The organism is Actinacidiphila polyblastidii, assembly GCF_036353415.1.
GTDB classification, from domain to species: domain Bacteria; phylum Actinomycetota; class Actinomycetes; order Streptomycetales; family Streptomycetaceae; genus Actinacidiphila; species Actinacidiphila polyblastidii.
On sequence record NZ_JAZEWV010000001.1, the window covers coordinates 347,523 to 367,973 of the forward strand.

Annotated in this window: 8 protein-coding genes; 6 read left to right on the top strand and 2 right to left on the bottom strand. The window is 70.8% G+C overall.

Features of this window, described 5'->3' with window-relative positions:
* The first annotated feature begins 1,250 nt into the window (after positions 1 to 1,250).
* From V2S66_RS01400 to V2S66_RS01410, 3 genes are all read left to right on the top strand, one after another.
* Positions 1,251 to 1,526 (top strand): lipopolysaccharide assembly protein LapA domain-containing protein, encoded by a 276-nt coding sequence (locus V2S66_RS01400; RefSeq protein ID WP_330792478.1) that lies wholly within the window; start codon positions 1,251 to 1,253, stop codon positions 1,524 to 1,526.
* A gap of 685 nt (positions 1,527 to 2,211) precedes the next feature.
* Positions 2,212 to 6,033, top strand: coding sequence for a nidogen-like domain-containing protein (locus V2S66_RS01405; protein ID WP_330792480.1), 3,822 nt, complete (start codon positions 2,212 to 2,214; stop codon positions 6,031 to 6,033).
* A gap of 253 nt (positions 6,034 to 6,286) precedes the next feature.
* Positions 6,287 to 7,027 (top strand): dienelactone hydrolase family protein, encoded by a 741-nt coding sequence (locus V2S66_RS01410; protein ID WP_330792482.1) that lies wholly within the window; start codon positions 6,287 to 6,289, stop codon positions 7,025 to 7,027.
* 120 nt (positions 7,028 to 7,147) lie between these two features.
* On the opposite strand, the gene V2S66_RS01415 is transcribed toward V2S66_RS01410, so the two are convergent.
* Together V2S66_RS01415 and V2S66_RS01420 are read right to left on the bottom strand one after the other, a co-directional pair.
* Entirely contained in the window at positions 7,148 to 8,599 is a 1,452-nt protein-coding gene (locus V2S66_RS01415; protein ID WP_330792483.1) for a glycoside hydrolase family 76 protein, read from the bottom strand.
* 39 nt (positions 8,600 to 8,638) lie between these two features.
* Complete coding sequence (locus V2S66_RS01420; protein WP_330792484.1) at positions 8,639 to 11,251, bottom strand: lectin; 2,613 nt, start codon at positions 11,249 to 11,251, stop codon at positions 8,639 to 8,641.
* A gap of 707 nt (positions 11,252 to 11,958) precedes the next feature.
* Between V2S66_RS01420 and V2S66_RS01425 the strand changes: the two genes are divergently transcribed.
* The 3 genes from V2S66_RS01425 to V2S66_RS01435 all read left to right on the top strand — a co-directional run bounded on the left by V2S66_RS01425 (position 11,959) and on the right by V2S66_RS01435 (position 20,438).
* Positions 11,959 to 14,358, top strand: a complete 2,400-nt coding sequence (locus tag V2S66_RS01425) for a ricin-type beta-trefoil lectin domain protein (RefSeq protein WP_330792485.1) — start codon at positions 11,959 to 11,961, stop codon at positions 14,356 to 14,358.
* A gap of 129 nt (positions 14,359 to 14,487) precedes the next feature.
* Positions 14,488 to 16,470 carry a ricin-type beta-trefoil lectin domain protein gene (locus tag V2S66_RS01430; protein ID WP_330792488.1) on the top strand — a complete coding sequence of 661 codons (1,983 nt, stop codon included), beginning with the start codon at positions 14,488 to 14,490 and terminating at the stop codon, positions 16,468 to 16,470.
* A gap of 77 nt (positions 16,471 to 16,547) precedes the next feature.
* Complete coding sequence (locus V2S66_RS01435) at positions 16,548 to 20,438, top strand: GH92 family glycosyl hydrolase (protein WP_330792490.1); 3,891 nt, start codon at positions 16,548 to 16,550, stop codon at positions 20,436 to 20,438.
* Positions 20,439 to 20,451 lie beyond the last annotated feature (13 nt).

Below are 20,451 nucleotides of genomic sequence, written 5' to 3' on the forward strand. Positions count from 1 at the left end.
GTGACAACCCCGCCTTCCAGCCAACCAAATTCCGCACGTACTCGACTATGGCCGGGCAATATGGAAGATGCAGGTTTATGGATTCGGTGTTAGTGGCGTGGAGCCGGAATGTCGAAACCGGGGTTCCGCGCGGTCGGCGAGGGCTGTCCCGTGCGTTTGAGCTGCATCGATGCGGGCAGACGAGGAGGTCTGCGGACGCCGGCGGAACCGCTTCGCGGCCCTCCGTGGGAAAGGAGACGACCTCGTGGAGGCGGTCGCCGGGGGTCCGCATGACGCAGGAATGGCGTTTTCATGGTGTGCTCGTTGCCCACTTTGTGCGGCGCGAGGTGAATTCGGGGCCGCCGGACCGGTAATTGCCGGAGGAATTCCGGATGAAAGGGTGGGGGGTGGCGCGGGCGGCGGGGGTCCCGTTATGCCGGGTGGAAAAGGCCGCCGGGTGGGCTGCGGGGCCATGGCGGGTGTGACGGAAGGGGAACGCGCGCCGGGTGGGGTCGCAATCAAGCCGCCCCCGCCTTCCATGCGACCTGAAACGCGGCCCCCGTGCGGCGGTCGGCGGACGGCGCTGAAGGAAAGACGAAGGAAAGCGGTTCCCTGGCGGGCGGGGCGACCCCGTCCCGCTCCGGCCTGCGCCCACCCCGTGACGGGTCCCACCGGCGCGACGTCCTGCCTGTTCAGGAGCGGTGCCGCAGGCCCACCTCGGTGGCGGCTACACCCTGCCCCGGCCCGCCGCAAGGGCTCTCGCCGGCGCGTCCGCACCACGACGGGAGCCGCCCGGCGCGTTCGAGGCGGCGCGCGGGGGGATTGCGCGACTTTCGCGGCGGCCGTGGTGATTCTCGGCCGCGCATTGCCGCCGCCGGTGACACCGGGAAGGGTACGCACGGCCGTGACCGGGAGCAGCCGGGAGCAACCAGGAAGAACCGCCACTCCGCGGCCCTTGGCCGCTCCCCTTTCCGGCGGAACCCCCCACCGGATGCCGGCGGACCCGCCGCGCGGGGAGAGCGGCGGCCGCCGGAGCGGCTTATGCGGAAGGCCCGGCTCCGGCCACCCGGCTGCGCCGCCGAAGGCCGAGGCGTCTTTCCCGAGTTCGCCTTCTCCTTCGTGGCTCTGCCGAAATTCCGGCCCCCCGCCGGGCCGTTCCCGAGCCGTCCGCGGAGCCTGCGGGGCCTGCGGGCGGCCCAGCGCGCCCGGCTGCCACCCAGGTGGGCCAGTCCACGGCGGCTTCCCGCCCCCCGGCGGGCGATGCTGGGCGCATGAGCGGACAGCAGGCCCCCGGACCCACCGCACCGAGCCGCGGCGCCGGCTGGCGCGACCGGCTGACCACCACGCGCGTCCTGGTCCTGGTGCTGGTCGTGCTCGCCGTCGTCCTCATCGCCGAGAACACCCAGCACGTGAAGATCCGGCTCATCGTGCCGGTCGTGACGATGCCCCTGTACGCGGCGCTGCTGATCATGTTCGTGCTCGGCCTCCTCAGCGGCGCACTCCTGCTCTACGGCCGCCGCCGCAGGAAGCGGCGCCGCCAGCTCTGACCGGGCGGCACCGCGCTCGCGCTCGCGGACCGCAGCGGGGGAGCAGCGGGGGAGCGGCGGCGCGGGGGCCGGGAGGACGGCGGCCCCTTCCGCAACGCCCACGGCAGGTGGGCGCCGGCATCCGATGACATGACGTCCTCTACGCCCCCCGGGCGCCACGGTGCAGCGCGCGAGCCGATACGGGGTCGCGATCGCGCCCGTCCCGGACCGGGTGCGCGGGCGGCCCGCGGAGGCCCGCGATACCGCACGCGGGCGACACGGGGGCGGACCGCGGCGATCGGCCGGATACGCCACGCCCCGGCTGTCGTGCGGGAACAGCGCTCCTGGCCTCAGCGGGCGGCGCACCGCCCCCGCGCCGCGCGGCGCGTATGCCGCCGTGCGGTCGTCAAGGACGACCGGCGAAACAGTGCCCCCGGACGCAAGAGTGGTCAAACCACTCATGCGGGCAGGCTTGCGACGTCCGCCCCAAAACGGCTAGCGTGCCCGGACTCTGACGGCGAGTGGGGGGCTATGAGCCAGCAGAGGCCACTGCGCCAACCGCCGTCTTCCACCTGCCGTCGGCCGCCGATCACGCCCGGGTCCCTGACGGACGGGGCGTGCTCCGTGTCCGCTTCTGCCATGGAGGACATCCACTGTGCGAAGAACCGCAAGACGCCGGCCGCCGCGCCGGTCGTCGCCGCCTGCCGTGCTGTCCGTACTCCTGCTCGCGTGGGTGACGGTGCTCGGCCTGTCGCCGACGCCCAGCGCCGCGGCGTCGCCCACCACCGCGTCCCCCACCGCGGCGGCGCCCGCGGTGGCCATGACCGCCCCCGCCGCGAAACCGCACGGCAGGCCGGCGCTGGCCGAGCCCGCCCGGCACGCCCCGCCGTTCCGGATCTGCCGCCGGGACCACGGCCGCTTCCCGCGCTTCTGCCACGGCCACGGCGGCCGCGACCTCACCGTCGTCGCCCCGGGCAGCACCGACCGCGCCGGCATCGTGCTGGAGGGCACGGCGCACCCGTCGGCGGTGGTCTCCGTGCAGGGCGGCCGGCTGCCTGCGCGGACCACGGTGGCCGCGGACGGCACGTTCACGGTCGAGGTGGCCCTGCGGCCGGAGGCGGCCAACCGGCTGACCGTCACCGCGACGTCGGGCCGGCGCACCACGTGCGTCACGGTCACCGTCGTCCAGCACTCGCCGAGCGCGGCCGGCGCCCTGAAGGGCACCGTCCGCGACATCGGCACCGGCCAGGCCGTCGCGGGCGCCACCGTCGCCTACGGAGCCGACAAGGCCGCCACGGACGCCCAGGGCGCCTTCCGGCTGACCGGACTGCCGGACGGCCCGGTCGTCGCGACCGTCAGCGCGCCCGGCTTCCTGTCCGGCGCCGCCTCGGCGGTGCTCGACCACGGCGCCGCCCCCGACGCGGCCGTCCTGCTGCAGAAGTTCGCGGCGCCCACCAGGGTGACCACGGCCGGCGGCAGGTTCACCGGACCCGGCTGGCAGATCGACCTGCCGCGCGGCGCGGTCTCTCGGACCACCGAACTGCAGTTCACCCAACTGGTGTTCACCAGCCAGGAGGACGGCTACGGCATGCCGTACGTCGACCTCTCGCCGTCCGGCCGGCGGCTCGCGAGACCCGCCACGGTCACGATCGACCCGGCGGCGCTCGGCGTGGACGCCGAGGACGCCGAACTCGTCGGCGTGAACGACGCCGGTGAGGCGACCGTGCTCCCGTCCAGGATCTCCGGCACCCGGCTGGTCACCACGCTCGCCACGTTCGACGGCGAGCAGGTCCACGCCCGCAGGCGGGACCCGAGCGAGCGCCCTGACAGTTTCTGCACGCCCTACGGCTCGCGCACCGCGGCGAACGTCGCGCGCAGCACGATGCGCACGGTCCTGCTGCCGTACCTGCGGTGGGCGATCGGCGAGGGCTCCGCGCAGATGTGGGGCGAGTACCTGGGCGGCGGCGTCGCGTCCACCGCCCGCGAGAACGAGAGCGGACCCGAGATCCTGCCGAAGTTCCGCGACGCCCCGAAGAGCAAGAGGGCCATGGAGTCGGTCTTCGAGCAGCTCGTCCAGCAGGTGTCGGCGGCGCCCGCGCCCACCCTCGGGTCGCCGGACGCCCCGACCACCCAGCAGCTCTCCGACTTCTCCGGGCTGGGGCAGCACCTCCCCATCAACTACGACGATCCGTTCAGCGTGCCCGGCAACACCGCGGGCGACCTCAGCGACTCCTCGCCGGCCACCGGTTCGCAGCCGGACGACCGTTCCTTCTCGGGTGACGTCAAGTACGTCCCGACGGCGACGGATCGCGGTGTGCTCAGCAAGGTCGACCTGGTCGCCGACCTGAAGCTGAAGGTCCTCGACGGACTGGACTTCTGCCCCGGCGGATTCGGCGCGCTGATCGAACAGGCCGCCACGATCCCGCTGAGCCGGCTGGAGGTCACCCCCGAGGGCGCGGGCACCTACGCGAGGCCGTTCCTGTTCCAGGTGGAGCCCGCCTTCGATCAGCAGACCCGCGACGTCACCTCGGTGTTCCAGAAGAACGACACGGACCTCGACGGCATCCCCGACCGGCAGCCGTGGACGGGGGCCTCCTACACCCTGGACAACTGCCCCGACGTGGCCAACGCCGACCAGGCCGACGCCGACCACGACGGCACCGGCGACGCCTGCGACTCCGACGACGGCCAGCCACAGCAGCCGCCGCCCCCGGTCGCGGACCCCGGCGCGCCGCAGGACCCGGGCGCGGGCGGCTCCTCCGGTGACCCGCACCTGGTCACCTTCGACGGCGGCCGGTACGACTTCCAGGCGGTCGGCGACTACGTCCTCGCCCGGAGCGACTCCGACGACTTCGAGGTGCAGGCCCGGTACGTCCGGGTGCCCGGCCAGAACCAGTCCGTCGCCTTCAACCGCGGTGTCGCGGCGCGGGTCGGGACGTCCGTCATCGCGTTCAACGACACCCCGCAGACGGCCTTCGGCGGCCCGGTGACCGCGACGCTCGACGGCCTGCCGCTGCCCCTCACCGACACCGGCACGGCGCTGCCCGGCGGTGCCACCGTCGCGCTGCAGGGCGGCGACCCCGTCGTCCGCTGGCCCGACGGCACGCGGCTCACCGCCGGCTCCACGGTGGCCGCGCCGATGTCGATCACCCTCGCGCCGGCCCGCTGGGGCCACGTGCACGGCCTGTACGGGAACGCCGACCGTGACCCGTCGGACGACCTCACCGCGGCCGACGGCACACCGGCGACCCCGCAGACCGAGTACACCGTGTTCGCTCCGAGCTGGCAGCGCACGGGCGGCGCCGACTTCTTCCGCACGCCCGTCCCCGCGGACGGCTCGCTGCCCGTCACCCCGCCCGACGCCCTCTCCCTCGCCGGTCTCGGCGCCGAGCAGCGCGCGGCGGCGGAGGCGGTCTGCCGGGCGCACGGGCTGACCGACGGCCCGGCGTTCCAGCAGTGCGTGCTGGACGTCGCCCTCACCGGTGACGCCCGGTTCGCCGACGACGCCGCGAGCGTGGGCGACCGGCTGGCCGGCAGCCAGGACCTGGGCGCCCTGACCGGCCAGGTCGAGACCACGGCGGAGCTGCAGCTCGGCCGGCCGGCGGACGGCTCGCTGGACGCGCCCGGCGCGGTCGACGTCTACACGGTGGACCTCGGCGCGAACGACGCGGTGCACCTGTCGACCGACGGCCCGTGCACCCACCAGGGCACGTTCACCGTCACGTTCGTCGCGCCCAGCGGCCGGGTGATCACCACGAACGGCGGCCCCGGCTGCGGCACGTTCGCGGTCACCGGACTGACCGAGAGCGGCCGGTACCAGCTCCGGATCGACGACACCGGCGGCTTCACCGGCGCCTACCGGATCGCGCTCGACCGGGACGCCCTCGGCACCACCTGCGAGGCGAGCCAGGTGGCCCCCAACGACGACGGCTCCTCGCCGGAGATCCCGATGCCGTTCGGCATCGACTTCCACGGCCGGCAGTTCCGGTCGCTGTGGGTCAACAACAACGGCAACGTGACCTTCGACGGCCCGATGAGCGACTACACGCCCGCGGACCTGGCCACCTTCGACCGACCTGCCATCGCGGCCTGGTGGGCCGACGTCGACACGACGGGCGCGCTGTCCATGCCGGTGCGGTACGGGCTCGGCGACGTCGGCGGCCGCCGGGCGGTGTGCGTCGACTTCGACCACGTCGGCTACTACAGCGGCCACGACGACAAGCTGAACTCGTTCGAGCTGTTCATCGTCGACCGCGGTGACGTGGCCCCGGGCGCGTTCGACATCGTGTTCCACTACGCCCAGCTGCAATGGGAGACCGGTGACGCCAGCGGCGGCGCCGGCGGCCTGGGCGGAACCTCGGCCGCGGTCGGCTTCACCAACGGGACGGGCGCACCCGGCACCTTCCTGGAGGTGGCCGGCTCCCGTACCCCGGGCTCCTTCCTGGACGGCGCGCCCGGCAGCCTGTCGGCCTCCTCCACGAACAGCTCGGAAGCGGGCCTGCACGTGTACCCGATCCGCAACGACTGACCACCCGACCATCCGACCACCGTCACGCCAGGCCCCGGCCCGGACAGCGTCCGGGCCGGGGCCTGGCGTGCGGCCGCGACGGGGAATCCGGTTGGCGGAGGCCGCGGCCCCTGCTAGGTTCGCGGAGGCCGTGCGAGAGAACGAGGAGGTGGTACCCGTGAACGTATCGACATGGGTGCTCTCCTCCGGGATCGCGGTCGGGCGATAGGTCGTCCAGGAGCGCCGTTCACCAGCACTCCCGAAAGGCACGACCATGGCCCTCCATCTCACCTCCGAGCAGCGGCTCGACGACGGCGTCCTCGAACGCGCCTTCACCCTCGGCGACATCCCCGGCCTCCTGTGGACGCCCGCCGCCGCGTCCGCGCCGGCTCCGCTGATCCTGCTCGGCCACCCGCCGCTCGGACTGCACAGGATGTACCCCCGACTCGTGGAGCGGGCCCGGCGCGCCGCGGCGGACGGCTTCGCCGCGGCGACCGTCGAACTCCCCGGGAGCGGTGAGCGGCCGCGCTGGGCCGCCGTCGAGCAGGCCCGCGCCGACCTGCGCCGGGCTGTGCAGGCCGGCGAGCCGGTCAGCGGGGAGATCGTCGACGCGCTCATCCTCCCGCTCGTCGACCGGGCGGTCCCGGAGTGGCAGGCCGCCCTCGACGCCCTGCTGTCGCTGCCCGGGATCGGCGGCCCGGTCGGGTACTCGGGGGGGGTGGTCTCCATCGGCGTCCGCCTCGCGGCGGTCGAGCCGCGCATCGCGGCCGCCGGGCTCTTCGCCGGGAGCTTCGTGCCTCGCGCCATGTTCGAGGAGGCCCGCCGGGTGACCATTCCGCTGCACGTCCTGCTGCAGTGGGACGACGAGGGGAACGACCGGCAGGCGGCCCTGGACCTGTTCGACGCCTTCGGCTCCCGGGATAAGTCCCTGCACGCCCACATGGGCGGGCACACCGGCGTCCCGCGGTCCGCGGCGGACAGCGCCGCCCGGTTCTTCGTCCGGCACCTGAGGTGAGGCCGGGCCGGCGGGCCGGCGGCGGCCGCCGGCCCGCCCCACGACTGCGGCCGGTGGACCTCCGAGCGTCGTCGGGAGGTCCACCGGCCGCGGGGTCGGGCGGTGCGGATCAGCGGGAGGTCACGTCCTGTTCCACTTCTGGTTGGCGCCTGAGTTGCAGGACCAGATCTCCAGGAGCGTGTTGTTGGCGGTGCCGTGGCCGGTGGCGTCCAGGCACTTCCCGGAGCCGGTGTTGACGACGGTCCCGTCCGTGCGCACGCTCCACTGCTGGGCGCCGGTGCCGTTGCAGTCGTAGATCTGGACCGGGGTGCCGTCGGCGGTCCCCGCCGAGCGGACGTCCAGGCACTTGGTGCCGTAGACGGTCAGGCGCCCGGAGGAGTCCGCCGTCCAGGACTGGTTGCCGCCGCCGTTGCAGTCCCACAGCGCGACCTGGGTGCCGTTGTTCTGCGTCGCGTTGGGGACGTCCACGCAGCGCGAGGACTCCTGTCCGCGCAGCACCCCGGTGGTGCTGGGGGGCGGTGTCGTGGTGAGCCCGAGGGCGGCGACCAGCACCTCGGCCGCGGCCGTCTGGGTGCTGGGGGTCCACAGGGCGAACGGGCCGACGAAGGAGTTGCCCTGCTGGCCGGCGCTGTTGGTGTCGTTGGCGAGGATCGAGTTGGCCGTGGTGGCCAGGAACCCGTCGTACTCGGTGCTCTTCGTGGCGGTTGCCAGAGCCCGCAGGTAGCGGGCGAAGATGCCCTTGAACGCCGAACCGTCGCCGGTGCAGTTGGGCTCGCAGCCGTCGTAGAGCACGCCGTTCTTGTTGAAGCGCGCGACCGCCGCGGTGGCGATCGACTTCGCCGTGGTCAGCAGCGAGGTGTCACCGGTGGCGCGGGACTGCTCGACCAGGCCCTGGAGGATGACGCCCTGGTTGTACGAGTAGTTCGCGGTGCTGAAGCTGCACCCCGAGACGTTGATGCCGTCGCGGACGAGGTTGCCGTTGATGAGGCCCGAGTTCTTGAACCAGTTCCACTCGCTGGTCGCCCAGCCGCCGTAGGTGGTGTCACCCGCGATGCGGTTGTGCAGCCCGGCCGTGGCGGCGAGGAACAGTTCGTTGGCGATCGACGCCTTGTACTGCTTCGCGGTGCTCCAGTAGACACCGCCACCGCACGCGGAGTCCCAGTAGTTGTGCATGTAGTTGGTGGTGGTCTTCGCCATGTTCAGGTAGTTCGTGTTGCCGGTGAGGTCGTACGCCTGGAGCCACACCAGCGCCCACCAGCCGGTGTCGTCGATGTAGTCGTTGGTGAAGTTGCTGTTCTTCGCGAAGGCGCCGGAGATGGCGTAGTCGTAGCTCCGGTCGCCGGTGGCCTGCTCGTACGTCATCACGCTGCTCAGCGAGACCGCCGCGGTCCACCAGCCGTTGGCGTCGATCCTGCCGTTGTCCGCGTTGTACGACTGCATCAGGACCGCGATGCTGCTGGCGGCCGGGGTCGGTGCGGCCTGCGCGGTGACGGTGTTCGGGATCAGCAGCAGCGCGCCGAGCAGGGCGACCACCGCCCGTGCTGCCCATTTTCTCAAGGAGAGTCCGGTCATTGTCGTTCCCGTTCTCGTGGGGGGTTGTGTTGTCAGCGGTCAGGAAGGGAGGTTCCAGCGCTGCGCGTTGGTGCCGTTGCAGTCGAAGAGCTGCAGCTGGGTGCCGTCGGTGGTGCTGGAGTTGGGGATGTCGAGGCAGCGGCCCGATTGGGGGTTGACCAGTGCCTTGGTGCCGGAGTTGTACGTCCACGTCTGGCTGCCGGTGCCGTCGCAGCCCCACAGCTGGATCAGGGTGTTGTTGCCGGTGCCACCGCTGCTGACGTCCACGCAGTGGCCCAGGATGCGCAGCGTGCCGTCGCCGGAGACGGTGACCTGCTGCGCCGCGGAGCCGTTGCAGCTCCAGATCTGGATGTGGGAGCCGTCAGCGGTCGAACCGGCGTTGTCGTCCAGGCACTTGCCGGCGTTGTCCGAGGTGATGGGGCCGGTGCCGGTGCTGATCGGGGGGCCGGGGGGTTTGGCGCCGCCGTTGCCGTTGTAGGAGGGGGGTGCGGAGGTGGGGGTGGTGGCCCAGGTGGTGTTGGCGGTGGTGCCCAGGGTGAGGTTGAGGGTGCCGCCGGTGGTGGCGAGGCTGGCGGGGAGGTAGGCGTTGTTCCAGGTGGCGCCGTTGAGGGTGGCGGACTGGATGTAGGGGGCGTTGTCGGCGGCGGCGGGGGCGTTGACGCTCAGGTGGGCGCCGTTGCCCAGGGTGACGTCGACGGAGGTGAACAGGGGGCTGCCCAGGGCGAGGTCGGAGGTGCCGGGGGTCTCGGGGTAGAAGCCGAGGGCGGAGAAGACGTACCAGGCGCTCATGGTGCCCAGGTCGTCGTTGCCGACGCCCCAGTTGGCGGGGTTGTTCGGCCACAGCTGGTCCTGGACCTGCCGGACGGTCTTCTGGGTCTTCCAGGGCTGGCCGATGTAGTCGTACTCCCAGGGCAGTTCGATGGACGGCTCGTTGCCCAGGTCGGCGTGGGAGCCGCCGGAGCCGTGGAAGTCCGACAGGACACTGTCGAGGTAGGCGGCGTACTTGGTGTTGCCGCCCATGGCGTCGGCCAGGCCGCGGATGTTGTGCGGGACCGCGCCGGTGTACTGCCAGGACGTGCCCTCCACGAACTGGTCGCTGGAGGTCGCGCTGAACCCCGGCTTCCAGCCGCCGCCGGCCAGTTTGGGCTGGATGAACCCCGAGGCGGTGTTGAAGATGTTCTTCCAGTCCTGCGCGCGGTTGGCGAACTGGTCGCGGGTGGTGGTGTCACCGAGCGCGCCGGCGAACGCGGAGGTGGCGAAGTCCTGCGCGCTGTACTCCAGCAGGGTGGCCGCCGAGCCGTAGAAGTCCTTGGGGTAGGCGCCGTCCGAGGGCAGGTAGCCGTACTTGGTCTGCAGGTCCAGGCCCATCCGGATCGCGTTGGCGGTGGTGCCTTCCTTGACCATGTCCGCCTTGGCCGCCGCGGTGTCGAACCCCCGCGCGCCGAAGGCGTAGTAGTCCGCGATGATCGCCGGCCCCGGATCGCCGTTCATCACCTGCGTCTCGGCGGAGTTCAGCGACCACTTGGGGAAGAACCCGGCCTGCGCGTAGTCGTTGACCAGCGACTGCGCACTGTCGGAGGCCTGCTGCGGGGCGACCAGCGCCTCCAGCTGCGCCTGGGTGCGGTAGATGTCCCACCCGGAGTACGTGCCGTACTGGGCCTTCTGCGCCCCGGCCACGGTGTGGACCTGGTGGTCGAAGCCCCAGTAGCGGCCGTCGCTGTCGCTGAGCAGGTTCGGGTGCAGCAGCGCGTGGTAGAGCGAGGTGTAGAACACCTTCTGCTGGTCGCCGGTGCCGCCGCTGACCGCGATCTTGCCCAGCACCGTGTTCCAGGCGTTGTGCGCGGCGGTGCGGGTGCCGTTGAAGTCCCAGCCGGTGTTCTCCGCGGCCCGGTTCGCGCTCGCCCCGGCGATCGAGACGTAGGACAGGCCGACCTTGGCCTGCACCACCCGGTTGCCCGTGGTGTTGAAGGTGACCGCGTCCCCGCCGGAGAACGTGCTGCTGCCGGTCATCGGCTGGTCGAAGACCATGTCGAAGTACGCGGTGTAGGACGGTGCGGAGGCGCAGAACAGCCCGGCGTCCACCGACCCGCTCACCTCGGTGCTGGAGACCCGGTTGAAGTGAAGGTTCGTGGCCTTGTCCGCGCTGAGCTTGAACAGCAGGTTCGCCTGCGCGGTGGCGGGGAAGGTGAAGCGCGCCATGCCCGAGCGGGCCGTCGCGGTCAGCTCGGTGCTCACCCCGTTGCCCAGGTTCACGCTGTACGCGCCGGCGCTCGCGGTCTCGTTGGCGTGGCTGAAGCCCACGGTCGCGTTGCCGTCGATGCCGCCGGTGGTCGGCAGGACCGGGATGTCGCCCATCGCGCCGCAGCCGGGTCCGGAGATGTGGTTGAGACTGAACCCTGTGACAACGTTGTCGGAGTAGGCGTAGTCACCACCGGGCGGCCTGGACGGCGTGTCAGGACTCCACGACACCATCCCGAACGGCGTGTCCGCACCCGGGAAGGTGTTCCCCCCGTTGGACGTGCCCAGCAACGGATTGACCAAGGACGCCGGATCGGACACCGCCGCCGGCGAAGCGGCACCCGCCGCCGTGCCGGGCACCGCCAAGCCCAACACCAACAGGCAGGTCGCCAGAGGAATACGCCATCGTTTCATCGTTTGCGGCTCCAGGTACGGACAGCGCAGCTGTCTGCGGACCGGTGGGGGGTGAATCCCGCACAGCAAAGGGCAGGCCCTCCGCGCCTGTCAACGCAACCGACCAAAATAGCGAACACGACCCAACAGACATCGGAGGAAAGGCGTTTGAACGTGAGGGGTCCTCAGCGGAGCGATCGCCTCCGGTCCTCGAGGCGCCGCACGGTCCGCCCGATGGCCGCCCCGGCAGTCCGAGTTCGCAGGTCGGGTGGGCGCGGGCCGGCCTCGGCGGCGGGGTGGGGAGGTGCGGACGGCCCGTTGCGTCCCGTCGCCCGGCGGCCGTGGGAGCGCAACCACGAACAGCCCCGAGCCGGCCTGCGAGAGCAGAACGGTCCGACCATGCGTCAAGACCATTGACGCGAGCATGGTCGCTGGCTAGCGTCGGAGAGCGCTCTCCCCTTGTCGTCAGTGCGCCCCACCGCATCGGATCAGGTAGCGAGGGAGTCTCCATGGCTGCTGGACGGGTACCACCCCTTCGGCCGACAACGTTGTCATACCGGCGTCGCCCCAGAGGGTGGTCCGGCAATCTTCGAGGTGGCGCAACTGCCGTCCTGCGCGGATGAGTTCGGCGCCAGCTGTTTGTTTCTGTCGTCTTGTCGAGAACCTTGACCGACAAACGAACACGACAGCACACTGTGCGCCAATCCCTCCAGTAAAGGAAGTCACTCATGTCACGACTATGGAGACTTGCCCCGTTGTGGGTGCTGGCGCTCCTCGCGGCCGTCCTCGCGGTCAGCAGTGTTCCCGCCCAGGCGGCGACCACCGCGATCACCGTGGACGGCACGCAGGGCGGCCGGACGTTCGACGGGATCGGCGCGATCAGCGGCGGCGGGGGCAACTCCCGGCTGCTGACGGACTATCCGGCCGCGCAGCAGTCGCAGATCCTGGACTACATGTTCAAGCCGGGCTACGGCGCGAACCTCCAGCTGCTGAAGCTGGAGATCGGCGGCGACGCGAACTCCACGGACGGCTCCGAGCCGTCGATCGAGCACGCGCGCGGCACCATCAACTGCAACGCCGGGTACGAGTTCTGGCTGGCCGAGCAGGCCAAGGCGCGCAACCCCAACATCGGCCTGTACGGGCTGGCGTGGGCGGCGCCCGGCTGGATCAACGGCGGCTTCTGGTCCACCGACACCGTCAACTACCTGATCTCCTGGCTGGGCTGCGCCAAGCAGCACGGCCTGACGATCAGCTACCTCGGTGGCTGGAACGAACGCGGCCACGACGCCAACTGGTACGTCCAGCTGCGCTCGGCGCTGAACAACGCCGGGTACTCCGGGGTGAAGCTCGTCGCCGACGACAGCGGCTGGGGCGTGGCCGACGACATGGCCAGCAACTCCGCGTTCAACAACGCCGTCTCGATCATCGGCGCGCACTACTCGTGCAACGGCGGTGACGGCGGCGACGCCAAGTCCTGCTCCAGCACCACCACGGCGAAGAACAACGGCAAGCCGCTGTGGGACAGCGAGAACGGCTCGCAGGACATGAACACCGGTGCGCCCGCGCTGATCCGGGCGATCACCCGCGGCTACATCGACGCGAAGATGACCAGCTACTTCAACTGGCCGCTGATCGCCGCGATCTACCCCAACCTCCCGTACAACACGGTCGGCCTGGCCACCGCCGGCTCGCCCTGGTCGGGGCACTACACGATCGGTGCGAGCACCTGGGCGACCGCGCAGGTCACCCAGTTCACCCAGCCCGGCTGGAAGTTCATCGACTCCGCGTCGGGCTACCTCGGCGGGAACGAGAACAACGGCACCTACGTGACGGTGAAGTCCAACACCACCTCGGACTACTCCACCATCGCGGAGACCACCACCTCCACCGGTACGCAGACCGCGAACTTCCACGTCCAGGGCGGCCTGTCCACCGGCACCGTCCACGTGTGGGCCACCAACGTCAACAGCCCCAGCGCGGCGACGTCCTTCGTCCACACCCAGGACATCACCCCCTCGGGCGGCTCGTACTCGCTGACCATGCAGCCCGGCTACGTCTACACCGTGACCACCCTGGCCGGCGGCGGCAAGGGCACCGCGACCGCACCGGCCGACCACGCTCTGGCGCTGCCTTACTCCGACAACTACGACAACGATGTCAACGGCACTGAGGCGAAGTACCTCTCCGACATGCAGGGATCGTTCGAGGTCCAGCCGTGCAGCGGCCGCACCGGTCAGTGCGTGCAGCAGATGGCGCCGGTCAAGCCGATCGAGTGGCAGGACGACTCCGACTCGTACGCGCTGATCGGCGACCCGACCTGGACGAACTACACCGTCAGCTCGGACGTCTACCTGCGCAGCGCCGGCACCACGGAGCTGCTCGGCCGGGCCAACACCCAGCAGCGGCCGCAGTCGCACATGAACGCGTACTACCTGCGGATCCGCGACACCGGCCAGTGGTGGATCGAGAAGATGTACACCGACGGGTCCAACCACACCCTGGCCACCGGCACCACCACCGCACTGGGGACCGGCACCTGGCACAACCTGTCCTTCACCTTCCAGGGCTCCCAGATCAGCGCCAAGCTCGACGGCAACCAGTTCGGCTCCGTCACCGACACGTCCTTCTCCAGCGGGCAGGCCGGCCTGGGCATCCAGGGCTACCGCACCGACCAGTTCGACAACCTGTCCATCACCCCCGGCACCGGCGGCGGCACCGGAGGCAATCCGGGCGGCACCGGCGCGGTGGTGTCGGCGAACGGCGGCAAGTGCCTGGACGACAACACCGGTTCGTCCACCAACGGCAACAAGATCCAGATCTGGACCTGCAACAACTCCGCCGCCCAGCAGGTCACCGTCGCGAGCGACGGCACCCTCCAGGTCCTCGGCAAGTGCGTCGAGGTCACCGGCAACGGCGGCACCGCCAACGGCACCCTGATCGAGCTGTGGGACTGCAACGGCGGCAACAACCAGAAGTGGACCTACACGTCCTCGACCGGCGCCCTGGTCAACCCCCAGTCCGGCCGCTGCCTCGACGTGCCCAACGCCAGCACCACCGACGGCACCCAGCTGGAGATCTGGGACTGCAACACCGGCGCCAACCAGCGCTGGACGGTCCCGTCCTCCTGACCCCCGCCAGAACCGACCCGGGTGGGCGCCCGTCGCGGCGCCCACCCGGTCCGCCGGCCACCAGCCGGCGGTCCGACCGGCCCCGGCGCCCGCGCCGCGCTCCCACGAACGTCCCCTGAGAGGTTCATGATGCTGAGACTCCTCCGCGGGCCGCGCCCGCAGCCGCGGCAGCGGCGCCTCCGGCTGAAGGTCTCGGCCGGAGCGCTGATCCTGGCCGCGGCGGCCGTGACGGGAACGGGGACCGCGGCGACCCCCGCGGCCGCCGCCGGCGCGGCCCGCCCGACGCTCACCTTCGCCAACTCCGCGACCCAGGCCAAGCTGGGCGCCGCCTACACCAAGGCGCTGGCGAACCTGCTGGACACCAACACCGTGGGCTACGACCCGTCGGTCTACAACTCCTCCGGCCTGATGACCGCCAACCCGCAGACGTTCATCCGGGCCGGCGGCGGCTACAGCCAGCCGTGGACCCGGGACGCGGCGGTGAACTCCTGGAACGCGGCGAGCCTGCTGGAACCGAAGCAGGCCGCGAACACCCTGTGGTCGGCGGTGGTCAAGCAGTCCAACGGCCAGTTGATCGTCCAGCAGGACAACGAGCAGTGGGACCAGGTGGTGTGGGCGGTCGGCGCCTGGAACCACTACCTCGTCACCGGCGACCAGACCTTCCTGGCCAACGCCTACCAGGCGGCGACGAACACCCTCACCACCCGCAGGAACGCGAACTACAACTCCTCCTACGGCCTCTTCCAGGGCCCGGCGTTCTTCAACGACGGCATCGCCGGCTACCCGGCGCCGCCGGCCGACAGCACCGAGAGCCACGGCGGCTACGTCGGCGACTACACCGCGACGTCCACGATGATGACGCTCAGCACCAACGCGGTGTACTACCAGGCCTACCGCAGCGCCGCCCTGATGGCCTCCGCCCTGGGCCGGCCCGCCAGTGAGGTCAGCGCACTCAACTCCCAGGCCGCCAGCCTCAAGACGGCGATCAACCAGCGGCTGTGGAACTCGGCCAAGGGCCTGTACGGCTACTTCCTGCACGGCAACGACAGCATGTCCGGCCAGCTCGACCAGACGGAGGAGGGCACCGGCCTGTCCTTCGCGGTCCTCTTCGGCATCGCCGGCCCCAGCCAGGCGCAGTCCATCATGCAGAACGCGCACCTGCAGCCGTACGGGATCGTCGACACGTACCCGAACTACGCGCGGTACAGCGACGCCCAGCCCGGCCGCCACAACGTGGTGGTCTGGCCGATGGTGCAGGGCTACTGGGCGGACGCCGCCGCGCAGTCCGGGAACCAGGCGCGCTTCGCGGGCGAGGTGCAGCAGCTCGCCGGACTGGCCGACGCCAGCGGCCAGTTCGCCGAGATCTACAACGCGCAGACCGGCGCGGTGGACGGCGGATGGCAGACCGGCGGGCACTGGGGCGCCGCCCCCGACCAGACCTGGTCGGCGACCGCGTACCTGCGGATGATCGACACCGACCTGTTCGGCATCACCTTCGGGACCGGCGGCATCACCTTCAAGCCCACCCTGCCGGCCGGTTGGGGCGACGCGACGCTGAGCGGCGTCAGCTACCGGGGCGCGACGCTCAACATCGCGCTGCACGGGTCAGGCAACGTCATCAGCTCGTTCAAGCTCGACGGCGTGACGACCTCGGGCAACTCGATCCCCGCCTCGCTGACCGGCACGCACGCGGTGGACATCACCCTGTCCGGCGCGCAGCCGCTGCCCAGCACCGGCACCATCCTGTCCGCGTCCAACAGCAACAAGTGCGCCGACCTCAGCGGCGGTTCGAGCGCGAACGGCACCCACGTGCAGCTGTGGGACTGCAACAACACGGCCGCGCAGAGCTGGACGCGCCAGGCGGACGGGACCGTCCGCGCGAACGGCAACTGCCTGGACGTCAACGGCGGGCACACCGCGGACGGCACCCTGGTCCAGGAGTGGGCCTGCAACGGCACCGGTGCCCAGCAGTGGACCGTCTCGAACGGCGCCCTGGTCAACCCGGTCTCCGGCAAGTGCCTCGACGTCCCCGGCGGCAACACCGCCAACGGCACCCAGCTGGAGATCTGGACGTGCAACGGCGGCGCCAACCAGCGCTGGGCCACCCCGTGACCGGCCCTCTCCCGACCACCGGACACCCCGCCTGACACCTTGCCGGACACCTTCGTCTGAAGAAAGGTTCGACCCCCATGAGACACGGCCGACGCCCCCGGACCCCGGCGAGGTCGCTGCTGACAGCGGCGATCGCCTGCGCCCTGGCCGTACCGACGTACGCCCTGACCCTCGCCCCCTCCGCCACGGCCGCCGGCACACCGGCGTTCACCACCTCCTTCGAGTCGGGCCAGCCGCAACCGACCTGGAACAGCACGGTGGAGGTCAACCCCAACGGGACCAACCGCACCTCCGGGATCTCCGCCGGCATGACCACCGGTGTCGGCTCCGGCCCGGCCTCCGGCCCGGACATCAAGCCCAACGTCGGCTTCACCGGCCTCAAGGCGCTGCAGTACTCCGGCACCCACACCGCCGGCGGCGGCGTCTGGGCCTGGGACAAGCTCTACAACGTCAGCATCCCGGTCACGCAGAACCTGCAGCTCTCCTACGAGATCTTCCCCGAGCTGACCCGCAACGACCTCAACTACCCCAGTACGTACGCCGCGGTCGACCTGCACTTCACCGACGGCACGTACCTCAGCGAGCTGTCCGGGCCCGCGGTCGACCAGAACGGCGTCAACATCAGCCCGAAGGCCCAGGGCACCGGCAAGATCCTCTACGCCAACCAGTGGAACCGGGTGGCCTCGACCATCGGCACGGTGGCGGCCGGCAAGACGATCGACCGCATCCTGCTCGGCTACGACGACACCCAGGGCACCGCCAACACCACCCAGTTCAAGGGGTGGGTGGACGACATCACGCTGGGCGCGGCCACCCCCAACACCGCGGCGAGCTTCGCCCAGCACGTCGACACCCGGCGCGGCACCAACGCCTCCGGGTCCTTCTCGCGCGGCAACAACCTGCCGCTGACCGCGGTGCCGAACGGCTTCAACTTCTACACCCCGGTCACCGACGCCGGCTCGTCGAGCTGGGAGTACAGCTACGCGTCGCAGAACAACGGCGACAACCTGCCGACCCTCCAGGCGCTCGGCATCAGCCACGAGCCGAGCCCGTGGATGGGCGACCGCGACCTGTTCCAGGTGATGCCGTCCGCGGCGACCGGCACCCCCGACCTGAACCGCGGCAACCGCGCGCTGGCCTTCTCGCACGCCGACGAGACAGCGCAGCCCCACTACTACGGGGTGACGTTCAAGAACGGCATCAAGGCGGAGATCGCCCCCGCCGACCACTCCGCGGAGTTCCGCTTCACCTTCACCGGCGGCAACGGCGACCTGCTCTTCGACAACACCAGCAACGACGGCGGGCTGACCCTCAACTCCGACGGCACGCTGGACGGTTACTCCGACACCTCGATCGGCAACGGCGCCGGCGCGACCCGGATGTTCGTGCACGCCGAGTTCGACCGCACCCCCACCGCCGCCGCCAAGGTGACCGGCCAGGGCCGCGACAACGTCACCGGCTACGCCAAGTTCGACACCTCGTCGAACAAGACGGTCACGATGCGCATCGCGACCTCCTTCATCAGCCTCGACCAGGCGAAGCGGAACCTGTCGCTGGAGATCCCGGCCGGCACCTCCTTCGACACCGTCAAGAACGCCGCCGAGCAGCAGTGGAACGCCAAGCTCGGCAAGGTCGAGGTCCAGGGCGCGAGCGACGACCAGCTCACCACGCTGTACTCGGACCTCTACCGGATGAACCTGTATCCCAACTCGGGCTACGAGAACACCGGTACGGCCGCCGCCCCGGTCTACAAGTACGCCAGCCCCTTCTCCGGCGCCACCGGGTCCACCACCTCCACCCAGACCGGCGCGAAGATCGTCAGCGGCAAGGTCTACGTCAACAACGGCTTCTGGGACACCTACCGCACCGAGTGGCCCGCCTACTCCCTGCTGGAGTCCACCACCGCGGGCCAACTCGCCGACGGCTTCGTCCAGCAGTACAAGGACGGCGGCTGGACCACCCGCTGGTCCTCGCCCGGCTACGCCGACCAGATGACCGGCACCAGCTCCGACGTCGCCTTCGCCGACGCCTACGCCAAGGGCGCCGCCTTCGACGCCAAGGCCGCCTACGACGCCGCGGTGAAGAACGCCACCGTCGTGCCGACCTCCGCCGGAGTGGGCCGCAAGGGCCTGGACACGTCGGAGTTCACCGGATACACCAACACCGGGCAGGGCGGCAGCATCTCCTGGTCGCTGGACGGCTACATCAACGACTACGGCATCGGCACCATGGCCGCCAAGCTCGCCGCCGACCCCGCCACCTCGGCCACCGACCGCAAGAAGTACCAGGACGAGTCCGCGTACTTCCTCGGCCGGGCCCGCAACTACACCACCGTCTTCAACAAGAACGTGGGCTTCTTCGAGGGCCGCACCTCCAGCGGCGCCTGGCGGGTGGCCGACGGCAGCTTCGACCCCCAGCAGTGGGGCAACGAGTACACCGAGACCAACGCCTGGAACTACGCCTTCACCGTGCCGCAGGACCCCAACGGCCTGCAGTCGCTCTACGGCGGCAGGGCCGGCCTGGAAGCCAAGCTGGACGCGTTCTTCACCACCCAGGAGACCGCGGTCGGCGACACCGGCGGCTACGGCGGCACCATCCACGAGATGATCGAGGCCCGCGACGTCCGCATCGGCGAGCTGGGCATGAGCAACCAGCCGTCCTTCGGCATCCCGTACATGTACGACTACGCCGGAGCGCCGTCGAAGACGCAGGCCGTGGTCCGCCAGATCCAGCAGCGCCTGTTCACCGGCAGCTCCATCGGCCAGGGCTACCCCGGCGACGAGGACAACGGCGCCACCTCCACCTGGCAGATCTTCAGCGCGCTGGGCTTCTACCCGCTCCAGGTCGGGAGCGACAACTACGTCATCGGCTCGCCGCTGTTCACCAAGGCCACCGTGCACCTGGACAACGGCCACGACATCGTCGTCAACGCCCCCGACAACAACCGCGACAACGTCTACGTGCAGTCCCTCAAGGTCAACGGCCAGGATTACACCAAGCCCTACCTGACCGGCGCGCAGCTCACCGCGGGCGCCACCCTGGACTTCACCATGGGCTCCAGCCCGTCGAGCTGGGGTGCGGCGGACACCACCATGCCCGACCAGCTCACCGCGGCCGGCCAGGCGCCCCAGCCGCTCGGCGACACCACAGGACCCGGCCGGGGCAGCGCGTCCGCCTCGGACGGCACCAACGTCTCGGGCCTGTTCGACGACACCTCGGGCAGCCGGGTGACGTTCTCCAACGCGACGCCGACGGTCACCTACAGCTACAGCGGCGGCGCGAAGCAGCAGGCCACCTTCTACACGCTGACCTCGGCCACCAACGCCGCCCAGGACCCGAAGAGCTGGACCCTTCAGGGCTCCACCGACGGCTCGAACTGGACGACGCTGGACACCAGGACGAACGAGTCGTTCCCCAACCGGCTGCAGACCCGGCCGTTCAAGATCACGACGCCGGGCAGCTACTCCGGCTACCGGCTCGTGGTCTCCGCGGGCAACGGCGACTCCAGGACCGCGCTCGCCGAGGTGGAACTGCTCGCCACCGGCTCGCAGGCTCCCGGCGGGACCGGCGGCGGCACCGGCGCGGTGGTGTCGGCGAACGGTGGCAAGTGCCTGGACGACAACACCGGTTCGTCCACCAACGGCAACAAGATCCAGATCTGGACCTGCAACAACTCCGCCGCCCAGCAGGTCACCGTCGCGAGCGACGGCACCCTCCAGGTCCTCGGCAAGTGCGTCGAGGTCACCGGCAACGGCGGCACCGCCAACGGCACCCTGATCGAGCTGTGGGACTGCAACGGCGGCAACAACCAGAAGTGGACCTACACGTCCTCGACCGGCGCCCTGGTCAACCCCCAGTCCGGCCGCTGCCTCGACGTGCCCAACGCCAGCACCACCGACGGCTCCCAGTTGGAGATCTGGGACTGCAACGGCGGCACCAACCAGAAGTGGACGGTACCCGGCACCTGAGTCCCGTCCGGCA